Genomic DNA, 17,832 nt, shown 5'->3' on the forward strand with positions numbered 1-17,832 from the left:
GGTGTACACCGATCCAGTGTGGGAGCGAGCTTGCTCGCGATGAGGCCAGCGAGGCCAATATCAAATCCGGATCAGGCGCCCAGTACCCGGCATGCCTCCACCGGCAAGGTCACCGACACCGGATGACCAACGCTCAGGCCAAAGCCCTGACATGGCGTGCTCAGCGCGGTAAACGACACCCCGGAACACTCCACCGTGGTCTCGATGGTCGCGCCGATATCGCGCACGAACGTCACCTTGCCCAGCAAGCGGTTGCCCGCGGTCGCCTGGGGTGCGGACAGTTGCAGGTCTTCCGGGCGAATCAGCATCTTCACCTTTTCACCGACCACGATGCTGCTGCAGATCGGTACTTGCAGCGCATCGCCGCCCGGCAAACTGACCTTGCCGTTACCCAGCACCGTGGCCGGGAAGATGTTGCCCGAGCCGATGAAGTCCGCGACGAACTCGTTGGCCGGGTGGCGATAGATCTCGATCGGCGTGCCCACCTGCTGCACCTTGTGCTCACCCAATACGACCACGATATCGGCCATGGTCATGGCCTCGCGCTGGTCGTGGGTCACCATGATGGTGGTGATGTTCAGGCGTTGTTGCAGTTGGCGGATTTCCACCTGCATCGACTCGCGCAGCTTGGCATCCAGCGCCGACAGAGGCTCGTCGAGCAGGAGGATTTTCGGGTGATTGGCAATCGCCCGGGCAATCGCCACGCGCTGGCGTTGGCCGCCGGACAGCTTGGCCACCGGACGATTGATCATCGCTTGCAGCTGGATCAGTTCCAGCAATTCCACCACCCGCGCCTGCTGGTCAGCCTTGCTGACGCCACGCAGTTTCAGCGGATAGGCGATGTTCTCCCCCACCGTCATGTGCGGGAACAGCGCCAGCGACTGGAACACCATGCCGAAATTACGCAGATGCGCCGGGGTGTGGCCGATGTCCTCACCGTCCAGGCGAATCTCGCCACCGCTCAGGGTTTCCAGCCCGGCAATCATGCGCAGCAAGGTGGTTTTGCCACAGCCCGAAGGACCGAGGAAACACACCAGTTTGCCCTCGGGCAAATGCAGGTTTACATCCTTTACCGCGCAGGCCGAGCCGTAATGTTTCTCGACGTTTTCCAGAATCAGACCAGACATAAGAATCACCTCAAGAAATCAGAACGAAACGCCACCTTCACCAACCAGCTTCTCCAGCGCCCAGATGAGGACGAAGTCGATCAGCACGATCAGCACGGCAAACGAAAATACGGTTGGGTCGAGCGAAGACACGGTGCGGCTGTACATCCAGATCGGCACGGTCATGACGTCGATGGTGTAGAGGAAATAGGTCACGGTGAATTCGTTGAACGAGACGATGAACGCCAGCAGCATGCCCGCCAGGATCCCCGACTTCATCAACGGCACCACCACATCGACAATCGCCCGCAGCGGTGAAGCACCGAGCATTTGCGCGGCCTCTTCGACTTCGCTGCCGATGGAGAGCATCGCCGCCGTGCAGTTCTTCACCACGAATGGCAACGCGAGGATCACGTGGGCAATCACCAGGCGCGAGGTGGTCATGTGGAACGGCAGGCTGTCGAACACCAGCAGCAACGCCAGGCCCAGCACCACCATCGGAAACACCAGCGGCAACGACATCAGTTGCAGCGCCACCGCCTTGCCGCGGAACTCGCAACGGGTCAGCGCGTAGGCCGCCGGCACCGCGATGATCGTGGCGAAAATCATGGTCAGGCACGACACCAGCAGGCTGGTAGACATGGCCTGGCCGAGGCTCAGGACGTCACTGGCGTCCGGCGACACGAAGGTGTGCCAGGCGGCCTTGTACCATTGCAGGCTGTAGCTGCTCGGCGGGAAGTCGAGGTTCGACGCGCCGCTGAAGGACATGACGATCATGGTCAGGATCGGCAGTACCGCCAGCAGCAGGATGAAGCCGGAAAGGATGCCGGCAAACTTGCCGGTCTCGCCGGGCAACAGCCCATAACGCTTTTTGGTCAGGGTGCTCATTGGGAAGCCTCCAGCATGCGCCGACGACGGCCAGTGATGTATTCGGACAAGGTCATGATCGCGAGGGTGGTGACGATCAGCACCACGCCGGCAGCGGATGCGGCGGGCCAGTTCATCAGCGGGGCGATCTGGTCATGCACCATCACCGCCAGCATCGGCACGCGCCGACCTCCGAGCAGCAAGGGCACCACGAAACTGCTGGCGTTGTAGGCGAACACCAGGGTCGCACCGGTAATGATCCCCGGCAGACTCATCGGCAATACCACCTGGCGGAACACCTGGAAGCGACTGGCGCCCAGGGTGGCGGCAGCTTCTTCGTAGCTGCGGGCGACACCGCGCATGGCGCTGGCAATCGGCAACACGGCCAGCGGGAAGGCGGTTTGCACCAAGCCCATCAACACGCCGTTCTGGTTGTACAACAGCATGATCGGGCGCTTGATCAGGCCCAGGCCCATCAGTGCCTGGTTGAGCATGCCGCCAGGGCCGAGGATCACCAGCCAGCCGTAGCTTTGCAGCAGCAGGTTGACCAGCAATGGCAGCAACACCGCCGCAAGGAAGATCCGTCGCACGAACGGCGAGGTCAGGCGTGACATGGTGTAGGCCACCGGGATCGCCAGAATCACTGCGATCACCGCGCTGATCAGCGCCAGGCGCAGGGTCAGCATCAGCGACTTGAGGTAATAGGGTTCCAGCAACTGGGCGTAACTGGCCAGGCTGAACCCGGACCATTCCGCGCCTTTGGTGCCCACGCTCATGCGCAGTACCAGCAGGCTCGCGGCAATCAAAACGCCGAGAAACAGCATCGACGGCGTGAGGAAAAGCCAGGCGCGCGCGGTCGGCGAAACACCCCGAGCGGCGCGCACGGGGGCGGCACTCAGCGGATGAGTCAGAGGTTGGTGTTCCATAGCAAAGGGTCTCGTCAATGGAGGATCAATGGCACACGGACGCGGGGTGTGAACCCCGATCCCCTGTAGGAGCGAGCTCGCTCGCGAAGGAAGTGAGGGCGCCACGTTCATTCAGGCAACCCTCGTCATCGTTAACGTCCATCGCGAGCAAGCTCGCTCCCACAGATCAGGAAGAAAAGATTTCCGTGTAACGACGAATCCATTGGTCATGCACGCTGGCCAGGAAGGCGTTGTCGTGCATGATCGCCTTCTCGGCAATCTGCTCCGGCGTGAGGATGTACGGGCTCTTGCGTGCTTCGGCGGAAATGATCGCCTTGGCGTTGACCGGGCCGTTGTAGATGTCTTCAGCCATCTTGCCCTGCACCAGCGGGTCCAGAGAGTGGTTGATGAAGGCGTAGGCCATGTCGGTATCGCCCGGACGGTTCTTCGGCATCACCGACAGCATCAGGTCGGTGTAGAAACCTTCCTTCATGCCGAACGTGGCGCCCAGGCCGTAGTTCGGATCACGGATCTGTTTCGGGAAGAAGGCTGGTGCGTACAGGCCGCCCATGTCCAGGGAACCGGTGCGGAACAGTTCGGCGATCTGGTTCGGGTTTTCACCCAGGGTCACCACACGATCCTTCAGCTCGGCGAGCTTCTTGAAGCCAGGCTCGATGTTGTGTTCGTCACCACCGGCCAGTTTGGCGGCGATGATGATCAGGTCCATGGCCTCGGTCCAGTTCGGCGGCGGCAGGAAGATGTTCGGCGCCGCGTCGGCATCCCACAGGGAGGCGTAGCTGGTCGGGGCTTCTTTCTGGGTGCGGGTGCTGTAGACCAGGCTATTGCACCACAGCAGGTAACCGATACCGTGGCCATTGGCGCCGGTGCGGTATTTCTCCGGTACATCGACGAGGTTGGGAATGCGGTTGAGGTCGGGTTTTTCCAGCAGGTTGGCGGCGGCCAGACCTTCGGCGCCAACGCCTGCCAGGGTGATGATGTCGTACTGCGGACGATCACCGCCGGCCTTGAGTTTGGCGACCATTTCCGAGGTACTGCCGGTGCGGTCAGCGATGACCTTGCAGCCGTACTTGTCTTCGAACGTCGCGGCGATGTTGCGCAGTGCGGCCAGGCCGGTGTCATCGGACCAGGTCAGCAGACGAAGGGTCTTGCCGGCAAAGCGTGTGTCGCTGGCATTGGCCTTGATGAACGGCATGCTCATGGCTGCCGCTGCAACCGAGGCTACGCCTACGGTCTTGATGAATTGACGTCTGTTCAGATCATGCTCGCCCATTACGGACTCCCTTTGTTTTTGTAGGTATGAGGCAGGTCGAAACTGTTGCATCCGCGCGACCGGACCAGCGTTATCCCTCGTATTTTCGGGGCTTGACTGAGCCGGCAAGTTCATCCTGAGGTCGCGTAAAACACCTGACTATCGATAAAAACTCATTGAAGCCATGACGCCAGCGCATGCCTCCTTTTCCTTGTGGGAGCGAGCTTGCTCGCGATGGACGTCAACGATAATGCGGGGCATCAGACAGCCCGTGTCGTCCATGCGTCCATCGCGAGCAAGCTCGCTCCTACACAGTGCCAGGCGTCAGACGGCCCGGATCACGTGTTTGATTTCCTGGAAAGCCTGCAAGCCCCATGGCCCCAATTCGCGGCCGATGCTGCTCTGCTTGTAGCCGCCCCAGGCGGTCTGCGGGAAGATCACCTGCGGCGCGTTGATCCACACAAGCCCCGCCTGCAAAGCATTGGCAACGCGGTCAGCGGTCTGTGCATTGCGCGTCACCACACTGGCGACCAGGCCGAACTGGCTGTCGTTGGCCAGGGCAATCGCTTCGGCCTCGGAGGCGAAACGGCGCACGCAGATCACCGGGCCGAAAATCTCTTCATTCCACAACGCACTGTCGAGGGGCACTTCGGTGAACACCGTCGGCTGCAAAAAATACCCGCGCGGCAGGTCGGCCGGGCGATTGCCACCGCAAACCAGCTTGGCACCGGCACTCAAACCGCGATCGATGTGACCGAGCACGCGCTGGTATTGCGCCTGATTGACCAGCGCGCCCATTTCCACGTTCGGGTCGAACGGGTCGGCCACGCGAATGGCTTCGGCACGGGCCTTCACTCGGCTCAGGAATTCATCGGCCAGTTCATCGGCGACCAGCACGCGGCTGGTGGCAGAGCACATCTGCCCGGCGTTGAAGAAACCACCGCCACAGGCCACTTCCACCGCCAGTTCGAGATCGGCATCGGCCAGCACCAACAGCGAAGATTTGCCGCCCAGCTCCAGGCTCACGCCTTTGACGGTTTCCGCCGCCCGTTGCATGACCTGCACGCCAACGGCATTGCTGCCGGTGAACGACACCTTGGCGATGCGCGGGTCTGCCGACAGCGGAGCGCCAACGGCAAGGCCGGTGCCGCACACCAGGTTAAAGACACCCGCCGGCACACCGGCTTGAGCGATGATCGCGGCCAGTTCCAGTTCCGGCAGCGGCGTCACTTCCGAAGGCTTGAGCACCACGCAGCAACCGGCGGCCAGGGCCGGGGCGAGTTTCCACGCGGTGGTGACCATCGGGAAATTCCACGGCACGATCAGGCCGACCACACCGCACGGCTCGCGGCGCAGGCGAGCGCTGAAGTCGTCGGTCGGCAGCTCTACCGCGCTGTCTTGTTTGGCATCCAGGCCTTCGGCCAGACCGGCGTAATACTCGAACGTGGCGATCACGTCATCGACGTCGATCGCGGCTTCGAACTGCGGTTTGCCGTTGTTGCTCGACTGCAAGTGCATCAGTTTTTCACGGCTGGCCTGCACGCCCGTGGCGATTTTGCGCAGGATCGCACCGCGTTCGGCGCCCGTGGTTTTCGACCAGTCGGCGAACGCCTGGGTCGCTGCGTTCACGGCTTGATCAACCGCGCGTTCGTCGCCGCCATTGACGGTGGTCAACAGGGCTTCGGTCGCCGGGTTGATCACCCGCAGGTGTTCGTTGCCGGCCGACCATTGGCCGTTGATGTACAGGCCATCCAGAGTCGTCGGGAAGCTCATTTCGACACCGCCTGCATCCACTGGGTCTGGTCGATTTCAATCAGGGTCGGGCCCTGGCGATCGGTAGCCACCCGCAATGCGCCGCGCAATTGCTCGACACTGCTGACCGCTTCGGCGGCGCAACCCAATGCCTTGGCCACACCGATGAAGTCCGGGGTGTAGATATCCACGCCCACCGGCTCGATGGCGCGGTTGACCATGTATTTCTTGATCTCTTCGTAGCCCTGGTTATTCCACAGCAGCACGATGACCGGGGTGCGCGCTTCAACGGCACTGGCCAGTTCCGGCAAGGTGAACTGCAGGCCACCGTCGCCGATCAGGCACACCACTGGAGGACGCGCGCCACCTTCGACGCGGCCACCCAGCCAGGCGCCAATCGCCGCCGGCAAGGCGTAGCCGAGGGTGCCGTAACCGGTGGACGAGTTGAACCAGCGACGCGGACGCTCCGGGTTGAACGTCAGGTTGCCGGTGTACACCGGCTGGGTCGAATCGCCGACGAACACCGCGTCCGGCAGTTCCTGCAGCACGGTTTCGAGGAAGCGGGTCTGGGCCAGGGTCGGTGCGTCCCAGGTTGCGGCCAGGTCTTCACGCAGACGGGCGGCACGTACTTGTCCCCAATCGTTGCGACGCTCGGCCAGGGATTTGTGCGACAGGGCACTGAGCAAAGCCTGGGCGGCGTTGCGCGAGTCGGCCACCAGCGCCACGTGCGGCGGGTAGTTGCGCACGGTCTGGTCCGTGTCGATATCGACGCGCAGCAACTTGCCAGGAATTTCGAAGCCACCGGCGAAGGTCACGTCGTAGTCGGTCTCGGCCAGTTCAGTGCCGATGGCCAGTACCACGTCGGCCTCGGCGACCAGCGCTCGGGTGGCGACCAGGCTCTGAGTCGAGCCGATCAGCAGCGGGTGGCCGGAGGCGAGCATGCCCTTGGCATTGATGGTCAGGGCGACCGGCGCGTCCAGCAGTTCAGCCAGCTCAGTCAGCTCGACGGCCGCGTCGATGGCGCCGCCACCGGCGAGAATCAGCGGACGCTTGGCGCCGGCCAGCAATTCGGCCATGCGCGACACGGCGCTCGGCGAAGCACCGGCGCGGTCGATATTGACCGGCAGACTGGCGAGCAAGTCGTCGGCTTCTTCAACCAGAACATCCAGCGGAATTTCAATGTGCACCGGACGCGGACGGCCAGCCTGGAACAGTGCAAAGGCGCGAGCCAGCACACCCGGCAATTCCGACGCCGACATCAGGGTGTGGGAGAACGCCGCGACACCGGCACACAGTGCGCCCTGGTTCGGCAGTTCATGCAGCTTGCCGCGACCGCCGCCCAACTGGCTGCGCGATTGCACGCTGGAGATCACCAGCATCGGGATCGAATCGGCGTAGGCCTGGCCCATGGCGGTGGTGATGTTGGTCATGCCAGGGCCGGTGATGATGAAGCACACACCCGGTTTGCCGCTGGTACGGGCGTAGCCGTCGGCCATGAAGCCGGCGCCCTGTTCATGGCGCGGCGTGACGTGGTTGATGCTCGAACGGGCCAGCCCGCGATACAGCTCCACGGTATGCACCCCTGGAATGCCGAACACCTGCTCGACCCCGTAGTTTTCGAGTAACTTGACCAATACTTCGCCGCACGTCGCCATGTCTTTGCCCTTTTTGTTCGTTTGAGACGCCGGGCGTGCGCTGTGTTTATGATGGATTCGCAGGCCCGGGAATGGCCTCATTGGAACGGGCGACAGGTAGCCGCAACAATGGATAAAAAGTCATACTAGCCATGTCCTCACGTCATACCTTGGATCCCAATGAAACGACTGCCTCCCCTGCCGGCGCTGCACACTTTTCTGATTACCGCGCAGTGCTGCAATTTCACCCGGGCCGCCGAACAGCTGCACATCACCCAGGGCGCGGTGAGTCGGCAGATCGCCGGGCTGGAAGATCATCTGGGTTATGAACTGTTCATCCGCCTGGCCCGAGGCCTGGACCTGACAGCCGAGGGACGGGAATGGCTGCCACGGGTCCAGCAGATTTTCGGCCTGATCGACGAGGCCGTTGAACAGATCGGCGAGAAGCGTGAAACCCTGCAACTCAAGGCACCGACCTGCGTGATGCGCTGGTTGCTGCCGCGTCTGTTGCAATGGCAAAGGGAACGCCCGGACGTGCCGGTGGAACTGACCACCACGGTCAAGCACGGGGTGGATTTTCATCGCGAGCAGTTCGATGCGGCGGTGATGTACGGCTCACCGCCGGACGATTCATTGATGTCACAAAAACTCTTCGATGAACAACTCACGCCGGTGTGTTCCAGACCGATGCTCGAAGGCCCCATGCCCCTGCAAAATCCGGCCGATCTGCAACAACACCTGTTGCTGCATCCGACCCGCGATGAACGGGACTGGAAAGCCTGGTTGAAAGCCGCGGATGTGCATTTGACCAATGTCGGCAAGGGCCAGCACTTCGAAACACTGGACCTGGCGATGTCGATGGCGTCCCAGGGAACGGGTGTGGCGATTGGCGACTGGTCGCTGATCGGCGATGACCTGAACGCCGGGCGGCTGGTCATGCCATTCGATTTGAAAGTGACAACGGGACTGGCCTATTACCTGGTGTTCCCGGAAAAACCCGGGCCTTCGCCGAAGTTGCGTGAACTGATGGGGTGGTTGGTGGAGCAAGCGCAATCGCGGTAAAACCGCAAAATCCTGGTGCACCACCCTGTGGGAGCGAGCTTGCTCGCGATGAACCTGAGAACGCAACGGGGTATCAGGTTCCCAGCGTTATCGTTGGCGATCATCGCGAGCGAGCTCGCTCCTACAGGAAGTCAGTGACCTCAAGAACCGACGGTAAACCGCTGCCGCGAATGCTTCGGGGCTTCCACTTCATCGAGCATCGCGATCGCATAATCGGCAAACGTGATCCAGCTGCGCCCTTCGCTGCTCACCAGCAAATCATCCTGGCCGATGCGGAATTTCCCGGTGCGCTCGCCCTCGACAAATTCGGCCGATGGCGACAGAAAGGTCCAGTCCAGATCCCGCTCTTGACGCAAGTTTGCGAGGAATTCGGCACCGGCGCTGGCCTCTGCCTTGTAAGCCTCAGGGAAACCTTCGCTATCGATCACTCGAGCGCCATCGGGCAATAGCAGCGAACCCGCCCCGCCCACTACCAGCAAACGTTTAACCCCGGCTTTTTTCACCGGGCCAACGACTGCACTGGCAGGCAGGGTCGCGAAATGTGCGGCGCTGATGACTACGTCATGGCCCGCAATCGCAGCTTGCAACGCAGCGGCATCAAGGGCATCGACTTCCTTGCTGACCACACCTTCACGCACGTCTATTTTCGATGTGTCGCGGGCAATGGCAGTAACGCTGTGGCCGCGCCGCAGGGCTTCTTCCAGCACTTGGCTACCGGCACGACCGGTGGCACCGATGATTGCGATTTTGCTCATGACGTTCTCCAGTTGGCTTGAAAGTATCGGTATCAAATTGCGCTGACCTTTGTGGCGAGGGGGCTTGCCCCCTCGCCACAGGTAATCAATTTCATCTCAAAACTTGCTTCAGCTTCATGTGCTTCCGGTTACCACTTCATCTCGCCCTTGGCGACCTTGGCACTCAGCTCCAGGGAGCTTTCATCGCCCAGGGTCGGGAAGCGTTTTTTCATCGAGGCGATCAGCGCGGCAGCATCCTTGGCCTTGGCGGTTTCTTCGTCGAAGGCCTTGATGTAGGCGGCGGTGAACTGCACGGCCGTCAGTGAGCGATCGCTCTCGCCAAGGTAATGACCCGGCACCACGGTCTGCGGTTTCAGGGTTTCAATGGCATGCAGCGTAGTCAGCCAATCGGCATGGGACTGCGGAGTTTGCGTGTCAGCCATCCAGACGTGGATGTTTTGCGCCACCACGACACCACCAACCACGGCCTTGATCGATGGAATCCACACAAAGCTGCGATCCGGCTGCGGGCCCTCAAGACCCACCACCTGCAACTTCTGCCCTTCGAGGATCAGGCTGTCACCCTTGAGCACGTCCGGCACGATGGTTTTTACAGGCACGTCGGCCCCCATTTTCGGGCCCCAGAATGCCAGTTTGCCCTCGACGGTTTGCTTGATGTGGTCGACGGTCGGCTGCGAGGCGAGGACCTTGGCCTTGGGGAATGCGGCCGTCAGGGTATCGAGGCCGAAGTAGTAGTCCGGGTCACCGTGACTGATGTAGATGGTGGTCAACTGCTTGCCGCTGGCACGGATTTTTTCCACTACCTGTTCGGCTTGGGATTTGCCGAATTGCGCATCCACCAGGATCGCTTCTTTCTCGCCACTGACCAGCACCGAGGTCACCGGGAAGATGGCTTTTTCGCCGGGGTTGTAGACATCCAGCGTCAGGGTCGAGGCGCTGGCGTGGGCGGCAAAACCGAAGGTGGTGGCCAGCAAAACTCGCTTAAGTGAGGTGAAACCGATCATCTGTTGCTCCGTGATCCCGATGCCATGTTTGGCGATGCCTTTTGTAGGAGCGAGCCTGCTCGCGATGGACTTGAAGGCGCCGCGTATAACCGGTATCCCGCGTTATCGTTAACGACCATCGCGAGCAAGCTCGCTCCTACACAGAGGAACAGAGCTTAGTTGCCTGACTCGGTACAAAAAATGCGATGCTTGAACATAGTTTGTTTCTGAAAGCGGGCAAATCATGGATCGTCTTCAAGCAATGCGTGTGTTCGTCACGGTGGTCGACCTCGGCAGCCAGTCGGCCGCCGCCGATCATCTGGAGCTGTCACGGCCGGTGGTGTCGCGGTATCTGGCGGAGCTGGAAGACTGGGTCGGCGCGCGCCTGATGCATCGCACCACACGCAAGTTGAGCCTCACCGCCGCCGGCACCGAGATCCTGCCCCGCTGTCGGCAGATGCTCGATTTATCCACCGACATGCAAGCTGCCGTCAGCGAACCGGATGACGCACCCCGCGGCCTGCTGCGAATCAGCGTCAGCACCTCCTTCGGCCAGGCGCAATTGGCCGACGCCATGGCCGCCTATGTCCGACGCTACCCCGGTGTCAGCATCGACATGCAGATGCTCGACCGCACCGTGAACCTGGTGGATGAGCGCATCGACCTGGCGATCCGCACCAGCAACGACCTGGACCCGAACCTGATCGCCCGCCGCCTGACGGTTTGCCGCTCGGTGATCTGCGCGTCCCCCGCTTACTTGCGCGAGCACCCGGCGCCGCAACGGGTCGAGGACTTGAGCCTGCACAATTGCCTGACCCACTCCTACTTCGGCAAAAGCCTGTGGCATTTCGAACAGGACGGCGAGCAGGTTTCAGTACCGGTGCAAGGCAACATCAGCGCCAACGAGGCCAGCACACTGCTGCGCGCAACGATAGCCGGCGCCGGGGTAGCGATGCTGCCCACCTACCAGGCCGGCGTGCACATCCACAGCGGCGAGTTGATTCGCCTGCTGCCGACGGCCGAACCCCGGCAAATGAACGTGTATGCGGTGTATGCCTCGCGCAAGCACATGCCGGCGGCGTTGCGCAGCTTGCTGGATTTTCTGGTGGTGAGGTTTCCGCAAGAACCGGAATGGGACATCGGGTTGTAAATGGAAGCCCTGTGGGAGCGAGCTTGCTCGCGATGGCTGCCGAACATTCACCCATGATATCGACTGATCCACCGCTATCGCGAGCAAGCTCGCTCCCACAGGGGTGATCAGTGTTCTGAATACCGCGCTATTGCTGGTAACTCACCGGCGCTGACCTATGCTCAAAGTAATACCGAAAGGTATTCGTTCAGAGGTCAACGCCATGAACATCAGAACAAGAAGATACCTCGCGATTTTCATCACCTGTGCGGTCACGCTCGGGCTTTATGGCGCTGCGGCCTGGCGCGTCGAGCAACTGCGCAACCTGCCCCGTGAAGCCGCGAGCTGCAACTTCGAGCGCTGCATCCCCCACAACGCCACCCTCAACGCCCTCCGGTAACGAAGGGGGTCAGGCTTCGTTGTCCTGATCGGCCTTCAAGCGGTCGCGAAACGCTTTGGGCGAAATCCCCACACGACGCCGGAACAGGCGCGTGAAGTTGGTCGGATCGGAAAAACCCAACACGTCGGACATTTCATAAATGGTCATGCTGGTGTAGGTCAGCAAACGCTTGGCCTCCAGCAATTGCCGTTCGTGCACGATCTGCAACGCCGGTTGCCCCGCCAGCTCACGGCAGGTGCCGTTGAGGTGGGACACGGAAATTCCCAGCCGGTGTGCCAGATCCTCGACCTTGACGTGCTGGCGATACGTCTCTTCCACCAGTTGAATAAAGCCGTTGAGATATTCCCGGGCCCGCTGCGGTCGCGCCATGGCGGTGCGACGCTGGATCACCTGGCGGCTGATCCACACCACAATCACGCTGACCAGCGAATGCATGAGCATTTCCCGCGCCGGTTGATGGCTGGTGTATTCGTTCTGCAAGGCGCTGAACAGGCTGTTGAGGTACTCGGCGTCCTTGCCTGCCGGGTAGCTTTCGGACTGGGCCAAGGCATTGACCGATTGCCCCAACTGCATCTGCAGGTGGGCGATCAGCGGCGCGGCCAGGGTTACGACAAACCCTTCCACGTCCTCGGAAAAACGAAAGCCGTGCACCGACAGCGGTGGCAGGATCTGAATTGCCGGCTCCACCAGTTGCGTTCGCTTGCCTTCGATTTCAAGCTCGGCCTGACCTTTGAATACGAAGAGCAACTGGCACAAGTCAGCGTGGCGGTGAGGTTTGATTTCCCAATGATGTTCGCGACTGCGTTTGGAAATGGTTTCACAGTGCAGCAAGTCCGGGGTCGGCCAATCCAGGCTTTCACCGTAGAGCTTGAACACCGGAATCGAAGGCAGGTCAGGCTTGTTCATCACTTCAATCCAGGCCTCGGGGTTGATCTCGGGCGATAATCGCACCGATTGGCAGAATGTACAGCTATCGGCTCAGTTTTCACCTTCAATTGACAGACTCGCAAGGGAAAAATGCAAGCACTCGATCCATAAAAATCATTCACCGGCCCAGGTCGTGTGGAGCTTGCGAGTCATAAGAACAATGAAAACACTGAAAACCCAAGTTGCCATTATCGGTGCTGGCCCCTCAGGCTTGCTGCTCGGCCAATTGCTGCACAACGCCGGCATCGACAACATCGTTCTCGAACGTCAAACCCCCGATTATGTACTCGGCCGAATCCGCGCCGGCGTGCTTGAACAAGGCATGGTAGAGCTGTTGCGTCAGGCCGGCGTGAGTCAGCGCATGGACGCCGAGGGACTGGTCCATGGTGGCTTCGAACTGGCCCTCGACGGGCGCCAGGTACACATCGATCTGCAAGCATTGACCGGCGGCAAGACGGTGATGATCTACGGCCAGACCGAGGTCACCCGTGACCTGATGGCCGCTCGTCGGGAGGTGGGCGCGCAGACGATTTACCAGGCCAGCAACGTCGTTCCCCACGGCATGAAAACCGATGAAGCGTTTGTCACTTTTGAGAAGGACGGCGAGCCGTATCGACTTGACTGCGACTACATCGCCGGTTGCGACGGCTTCCACGGTGTGGCGCGACAATCGATTCCCGCCGACAGCCTGAAAGTCTTCGAACGGATCTATCCCTTCGGCTGGCTCGGGATCCTGGCCGACACGCCGCCGGTCCACGAAGAACTGGTCTACGCGCGCCATGAGCGCGGTTTCGCCTTGTGCAGCATGCGCTCGCCGACGCGCACCCGTTACTACCTGCAAGTGCCCGCAGAGGAAAATGTCGAGGATTGGTCCGATCAACGCTTCTGGGACGAACTCAAAAACCGCCTGCCGGTCGATCTTGCGCAAAAACTGGTAACCGGCCCGTCCATCGAGAAAAGCATCGCGCCGCTGCGCAGCTTCGTCGTCGAACCCATGCAGTACGGGCGGATGTTCCTCGTCGGTGATGCCGCGCACATTGTCCCGCCCACCGGGGCCAAGGGCCTGAACCTGGCGGCCAGTGACGTCAGCACGCTGTTCAACATCCTGGTCAAGGTTTACCGCGACGATCGCCTTGATCTGCTGGAGAAATACTCGGAAATCTGCCTGCGCCGGGTGTGGAAAGCCGAGCGTTTTTCCTGGTGGATGACCTCGATGCTGCACCGCTTTGATGATCACGATGCCTTTAGCCAACGCATTGCCGAGTCGGAACTGGACTATTTTGTCGATTCGCAGGCGGGTCGCAAAACCATTGCAGAAAACTACGTCGGGCTTCCTTATGAGGCTATCGAATAGCTTCCTATCGACTTACACTGGCGAGCATCCCCGCTCGCCTTGCCTCTTGCGGGTCAATCACTGCCCGCAGGTTTTCCCGTGACCAATCTCCACCAGCCTGAAACGCCCAAACCGGCCATTCGCAGCGTGCTGATCGCCCTGATGCTGGCGATTTTTCTCGGTGCGTTGGACCAGACCATCGTCGCCGTTTCGATGCCGGCCATTTCCGCGCAATTCAAGGACGTCAGCCTGCTGGCCTGGGTGATTTCCGGCTACATGGTGGCCATGACCGTGGCGGTGCCGATCTACGGCAAACTGGGTGACCTGTACGGGCGGCGCAAGCTGATGCTGTTCGGCATGGGCCTGTTCACCTTGGCGTCGGTGTTCTGCGGCATGGCCCAGAGCATGGAGCAACTGGTGCTGGCGCGGATCCTCCAGGGCATCGGGGCCGGCGGAATGATTTCGGTGAGCCAGGCGATCATCGGTGACATCGTGCCGCCACGGGAGCGCGGCCGGTATCAGGGCTATTTCAGCAGCATGTATGCCGTGGCCAGCGTGGCCGGCCCGGTGCTCGGCGGTTACATGACCGAATACCTGTCCTGGCGCTGGGTGTTCCTGATCAACCTGCCACTGGGCCTGGGCGCCTGGCTGGTCGCCTATCGCACGCTGGTGGGCCTGCCGATTCCGCAACGCAAACCGATCATCGACTACCTGGGCACCGTGCTGATGATCATCGGGCTGACAGCATTGTTGCTGGGCATCACCCAGGTCGGCCAGGGCCATTCGTGGCGCAGTGCCGAGGTGCTGGCGCTGCTCGCTTGTGCGGTACTGGTGCTGGGGCTGTTCGTCGTCCACGAGCGACGGGCGCGAGAACCGTTGTTGCCCATGCATCTGTTCGCCAACCGCAATGCGATCCTGTGCTGGTGCACGATTTTCTTCACCAGTTTCCAGGCCATCTCGCTGATTGTATTGATGCCGCTGCGCTTTCAGAGCGTCACCGGCGCCGGTGCCGACAGCGCCGCCCTGCACCTGCTGCCCTTGGCCATGGGTTTGCCGATTGGCGCGTATTTCGCAGGCCGCCGCACCTCGGTCACCGGGCGCTACAAACCGATGATCCTTACCGGTGCGGCGCTGATGCCTGTCTCGATTATCGGCATGGCGTTCAGCCCGCCGCAGGCGTTCGTCGTGAGCAGTCTATTCATGCTGCTCTGCGGGATATCCTCGGGCATGCAGTTCCCGACGTCATTGGTCGGCACGCAGAACTCGGTGGACCAGCGGGACATCGGTGTAGCCACCAGCACCACCAACCTGTTCCGTTCGCTGGGTGGTGCCGTGGGTGTGGCATTGATGTCGGCGCTGCTGTTGGCGTTGTTGCAGGATTCGAGTTTCGCGCACCTGGCCGGTTCGTCGCTGATTGCCGAAGGCAGCTCGGGGAATGTGTTGCTGGACGGTTTGAATGCCGCGCCGGGTGACGCGCAGAACACCCTGCGTGCCGAATTGTTACTGACGTTCCGGCATTTGCTGACGGTCAGCGCGGCCGTTTCATTGCTTGGGCTGGCGGCGGCGATTGCCATGCCGAACATGTTGTTGCGCGGGCGCGAGGACAAGGTTCGCTAGATATCTGCAGGAGCGAGCTTGCTCGCGAAAAAATCCAAGGGCGCCGCTGGGCATCTGGTTTTACGCGTTATCGTTTACGACCTTCGCGAGCAAGCTCGCTCCTACATCGCGAAGGCTATCAAGGGCTGTAATACCCGACAGCCACCAGAAAATGTCCGACCTTCTTCAGGTAGGCATGCTTGTTCTCGACCTTGCCGGTCACCGGGTTTTTCCAGCGGTATTCGTATTCGCCGTAATCCTGCTGGGCCATCAACGCCAGAATCGGCTCGCCCACCGGTTTGCCTTCCGGGTCCACGATCTTGCTGAAGTCGGTATTGATCAGCCGCAGGTTGGTGCCGTGGGCCACGTAACGCTGGGTATCCAGGTCGACGACAAACACATACAGATCATCCTGCAGGTAGCCGCCCTTGAGGGAATTGATCGCCGTCAGGGTGCCCTTTTCGTCCTTGGCCAGATCGGTTGCCGCTTTGTTCAGCAAGGCCATGGCCTGTTCGGCGGAGGCCCGTGGCAGGTAATAACCGACCGCCAGAATCCGCTGCCCAACGCGCTGGTAGTAGACATGCTTGCGCTCGACCTTGCCGTCATTCCAGTTCTGCCAGCGATATTCCGCCTGCTGGATGCCATTGCCTTCCGGCACTTTCAGGGCGTCCTTGAAGGCTTTCTGCAGGTCCGGCCCGAGCACTTGCGAGACGTCCCGGCCGATCAACGCCGACGACGGCCCGCCGCTGGCAAGCATCACGCCCTTGGTGTCGAGCACAAAGACATAACGGTCCTTGTCGACAAACTCACCCTGGCGGCTGAACGCCGCGAAGGCCTTGTCGCCATTCTGGTGGTAGTAGGCCAGGGCTTTTTCCAGTAGGGCAATGGCCGCCTTGCTGTCGTCCTTTTCCGTCCCGGCGGCTTGCGCCTGGCCCAGGCACAACAAAAACATGCCGCACAGCAAGGTAAACCTATGCAGAAACCCCATTGCGCATCCCTCGTTCCTGATGGTGTTTCAAGAGCGTAGACGGCAATGGGATATGTACGAATATTCGCCAGAACAGGGTCATAGGCTTTTGTGGCGAGGGGGCTTGCCCCCGTTCGGCTGCGCAGCAGTCGTAAATCAGGCACCGCGGTTGATCTGGTAAACCGCGGCGAATGGATTTGGGGCGGCTTCGCCACCTAACGGGGGCAAGCCCCCTCGCCACAACAAGCCCCCTCGCCACAAGTGTTCGGATTACTGCCGGGCGCGCAGTTGCTGCTGAAGGTTCTGGATCTGCGCCTGAAGGGTATTGATGTTGCGGGTGACCTGGCTGCGGAACGCATCGAACTCGGCGGTATTGGTCGAGCCCTGCGTGACCGCTGGACGGTTGTCCTGCTCGCTCTTGAGCACGATCATGTCTTGCTCGAGACGCTCGATAGCAGCGCTTGGGTTGCCTTGTTTCTTCAGCGCTGTGATATCGGCGCCCAGGCTCTTCAGTTGTGCATCGAGTTTTTCAGCGTCCGACGGGGCACTTTTCAGGGTGGCCAATTCAGCACTCAATGCTTTGACCTGGGTCTGCAACTGGGTATTGGCCGTCTGATGTTCGGTGTTCTGGGTATTCAATTGCGCCAGGCGCTTATCCAGTTCGGTGGTTTGCGCGGTCATTTGTGCCAGTCGCTTGTCCAGGTCCGAGGCCTGGCCGGCAACACCTTGCTGCTGGGCGTTCTGGTCCTGGAGCTTGCTTTCCAGCTGGCGGATTTGCAGCTTCAAGGCCTCGCTGTCGGTAGTGACACTGGTCTGGCCGGCAACAACCTTTCCGGAAATATCCTGCAGGCGCCCTGCCGCTTCCTCACTGATTCGCGCGAAGCTTTCCTGGGTCGCCACCAGTTGCTGCTCCATCAGGGAGATCTGCTGAAAGCTCCACCAAGCCAGGCCCGCGAACGCAAAGAACAACGCCCCGACCAACGCCCACAAGGCACCGGTACTCGCCGCCTTGACCTTCACCACCGGCGTCGTGCGCGAATGCACGACCGTGCGGGCGGTGGGCGCAAAGTCGTCATCGAGAACGTCTGCACGCAGGCTCGGTACATCATCGAAGTCGTCGTTGGCATCGTTTCGCATGGACATTGA

The 17,832-nt window shown here is 61.0% G+C and carries 16 protein-coding genes; 5 read left to right on the forward strand and 11 right to left on the reverse strand.

Translation table 11 applies throughout. The annotated features are described in order from the left end of the window. Positions 1 to 71 precede the first annotated feature (71 nt). The 6 genes from AC1RDQ_RS14300 to AC1RDQ_RS14325 form a co-directional block, all read right to left on the reverse strand. Positions 72 to 1,127 carry an ABC transporter ATP-binding protein gene (locus AC1RDQ_RS14300; protein WP_057713479.1) on the reverse strand — a complete coding sequence of 352 codons (1,056 nt, stop codon included), beginning with the start codon at positions 1,125 to 1,127 and terminating at the stop codon, positions 72 to 74. A gap of 18 nt (positions 1,128 to 1,145) precedes the next feature. Next, entirely contained in the window at positions 1,146 to 1,994 is an 849-nt protein-coding gene (locus AC1RDQ_RS14305; RefSeq protein WP_007978496.1) for an ABC transporter permease, read from the reverse strand. Continuing rightward, the gene (locus tag AC1RDQ_RS14310; RefSeq protein WP_057713477.1) at positions 1,991 to 2,899 is read right to left on the reverse strand and encodes an ABC transporter permease; all 909 of its coding nucleotides are present in this window, start codon (positions 2,897 to 2,899) and stop codon (positions 1,991 to 1,993) included. Before AC1RDQ_RS14310 ends, AC1RDQ_RS14305 begins: the two co-directional genes overlap by 4 nt. A 166-nt stretch (positions 2,900 to 3,065) precedes the next feature. Continuing rightward, positions 3,066 to 4,169 carry an extracellular solute-binding protein gene (locus AC1RDQ_RS14315; protein ID WP_057713476.1) on the reverse strand — a complete coding sequence of 368 codons (1,104 nt, stop codon included), beginning with the start codon at positions 4,167 to 4,169 and terminating at the stop codon, positions 3,066 to 3,068. A 303-nt stretch (positions 4,170 to 4,472) separates the two neighbouring features. Then, a complete protein-coding gene (locus AC1RDQ_RS14320; protein WP_492587569.1) occupies positions 4,473 to 5,921 on the reverse strand; it encodes an aldehyde dehydrogenase family protein in 1,449 nt (482 codons plus the stop codon). After that, a complete protein-coding gene (locus AC1RDQ_RS14325) occupies positions 5,918 to 7,555 on the reverse strand; it encodes a 5-guanidino-2-oxopentanoate decarboxylase (RefSeq protein WP_492587570.1) in 1,638 nt (545 codons plus the stop codon). Before AC1RDQ_RS14325 ends, AC1RDQ_RS14320 begins: the two co-directional genes overlap by 4 nt. 159 nt (positions 7,556 to 7,714) lie before the next feature. On the opposite strand from AC1RDQ_RS14325, the gene AC1RDQ_RS14330 reads away from it, so the two are divergent. Beyond that, positions 7,715 to 8,596: a LysR substrate-binding domain-containing protein gene (locus AC1RDQ_RS14330; protein WP_218494274.1), complete on the forward strand. Its 882-nt coding sequence runs from the start codon at positions 7,715 to 7,717 to the stop codon at positions 8,594 to 8,596. A gap of 140 nt (positions 8,597 to 8,736) precedes the next feature. Here AC1RDQ_RS14330 and AC1RDQ_RS14335 read toward each other — a convergent pair whose 3' ends face one another. Together AC1RDQ_RS14335 and AC1RDQ_RS14340 are read right to left on the reverse strand one after the other, a co-directional pair. Then, positions 8,737 to 9,351, reverse strand: coding sequence for an NAD(P)-dependent oxidoreductase (locus AC1RDQ_RS14335; RefSeq protein WP_492587571.1), 615 nt, complete (start codon positions 9,349 to 9,351; stop codon positions 8,737 to 8,739). A 128-nt stretch (positions 9,352 to 9,479) separates the two neighbouring features. Continuing rightward, on the reverse strand, positions 9,480 to 10,355 hold the full coding sequence (locus AC1RDQ_RS14340) for an MBL fold metallo-hydrolase (RefSeq protein WP_492587572.1): 876 nt from the start codon (positions 10,353 to 10,355) through the stop codon (positions 9,480 to 9,482). 223 nt (positions 10,356 to 10,578) lie between these two features. Between AC1RDQ_RS14340 and AC1RDQ_RS14345 the strand changes: the two genes are divergently transcribed. Together AC1RDQ_RS14345 and AC1RDQ_RS14350 are read left to right on the forward strand one after the other, a co-directional pair. Then, complete coding sequence (locus AC1RDQ_RS14345; protein WP_206743389.1) at positions 10,579 to 11,484, forward strand: LysR family transcriptional regulator; 906 nt, start codon at positions 10,579 to 10,581, stop codon at positions 11,482 to 11,484. 202 nt (positions 11,485 to 11,686) lie between these two features. Beyond that, positions 11,687 to 11,863, forward strand: coding sequence for a hypothetical protein (locus tag AC1RDQ_RS14350; protein ID WP_007978514.1), 177 nt, complete (start codon positions 11,687 to 11,689; stop codon positions 11,861 to 11,863). Positions 11,864 to 11,872: 9 nt separating this feature from the next. Here the strand turns inward: AC1RDQ_RS14350 and AC1RDQ_RS14355 are convergent, their stop codons facing one another. Next, positions 11,873 to 12,769: a helix-turn-helix domain-containing protein gene (locus AC1RDQ_RS14355; protein WP_150813337.1), complete on the reverse strand. Its 897-nt coding sequence runs from the start codon at positions 12,767 to 12,769 to the stop codon at positions 11,873 to 11,875. Between the two features lie 181 nt (positions 12,770 to 12,950). Here AC1RDQ_RS14355 and pobA point away from each other — a divergent pair, with 181 nt between their 5' ends. Beyond that, positions 12,951 to 14,144, forward strand: a complete 1,194-nt coding sequence (pobA, locus tag AC1RDQ_RS14360; RefSeq protein ID WP_057713467.1) for a 4-hydroxybenzoate 3-monooxygenase — start codon at positions 12,951 to 12,953, stop codon at positions 14,142 to 14,144. A 78-nt stretch (positions 14,145 to 14,222) separates the two neighbouring features. Continuing rightward, entirely contained in the window at positions 14,223 to 15,740 is a 1,518-nt protein-coding gene (locus tag AC1RDQ_RS14365) for an MDR family MFS transporter (protein ID WP_489846328.1), read from the forward strand. A gap of 118 nt (positions 15,741 to 15,858) precedes the next feature. Here the strand turns inward: AC1RDQ_RS14365 and AC1RDQ_RS14370 are convergent, their stop codons facing one another. Next, complete coding sequence (locus AC1RDQ_RS14370; protein ID WP_492587573.1) at positions 15,859 to 16,707, reverse strand: cache domain-containing protein; 849 nt, start codon at positions 16,705 to 16,707, stop codon at positions 15,859 to 15,861. Positions 16,708 to 16,956: 249 nt separating this feature from the next. After that, a complete protein-coding gene (locus tag AC1RDQ_RS14375; protein WP_492587574.1) occupies positions 16,957 to 17,829 on the reverse strand; it encodes an ATPase in 873 nt (290 codons plus the stop codon). Positions 17,830 to 17,832: the final 3 nt, after the last annotated feature.

The sequence above is a fragment of the Pseudomonas sp. GW823-FHT02E01 genome (assembly GCF_058797535.1).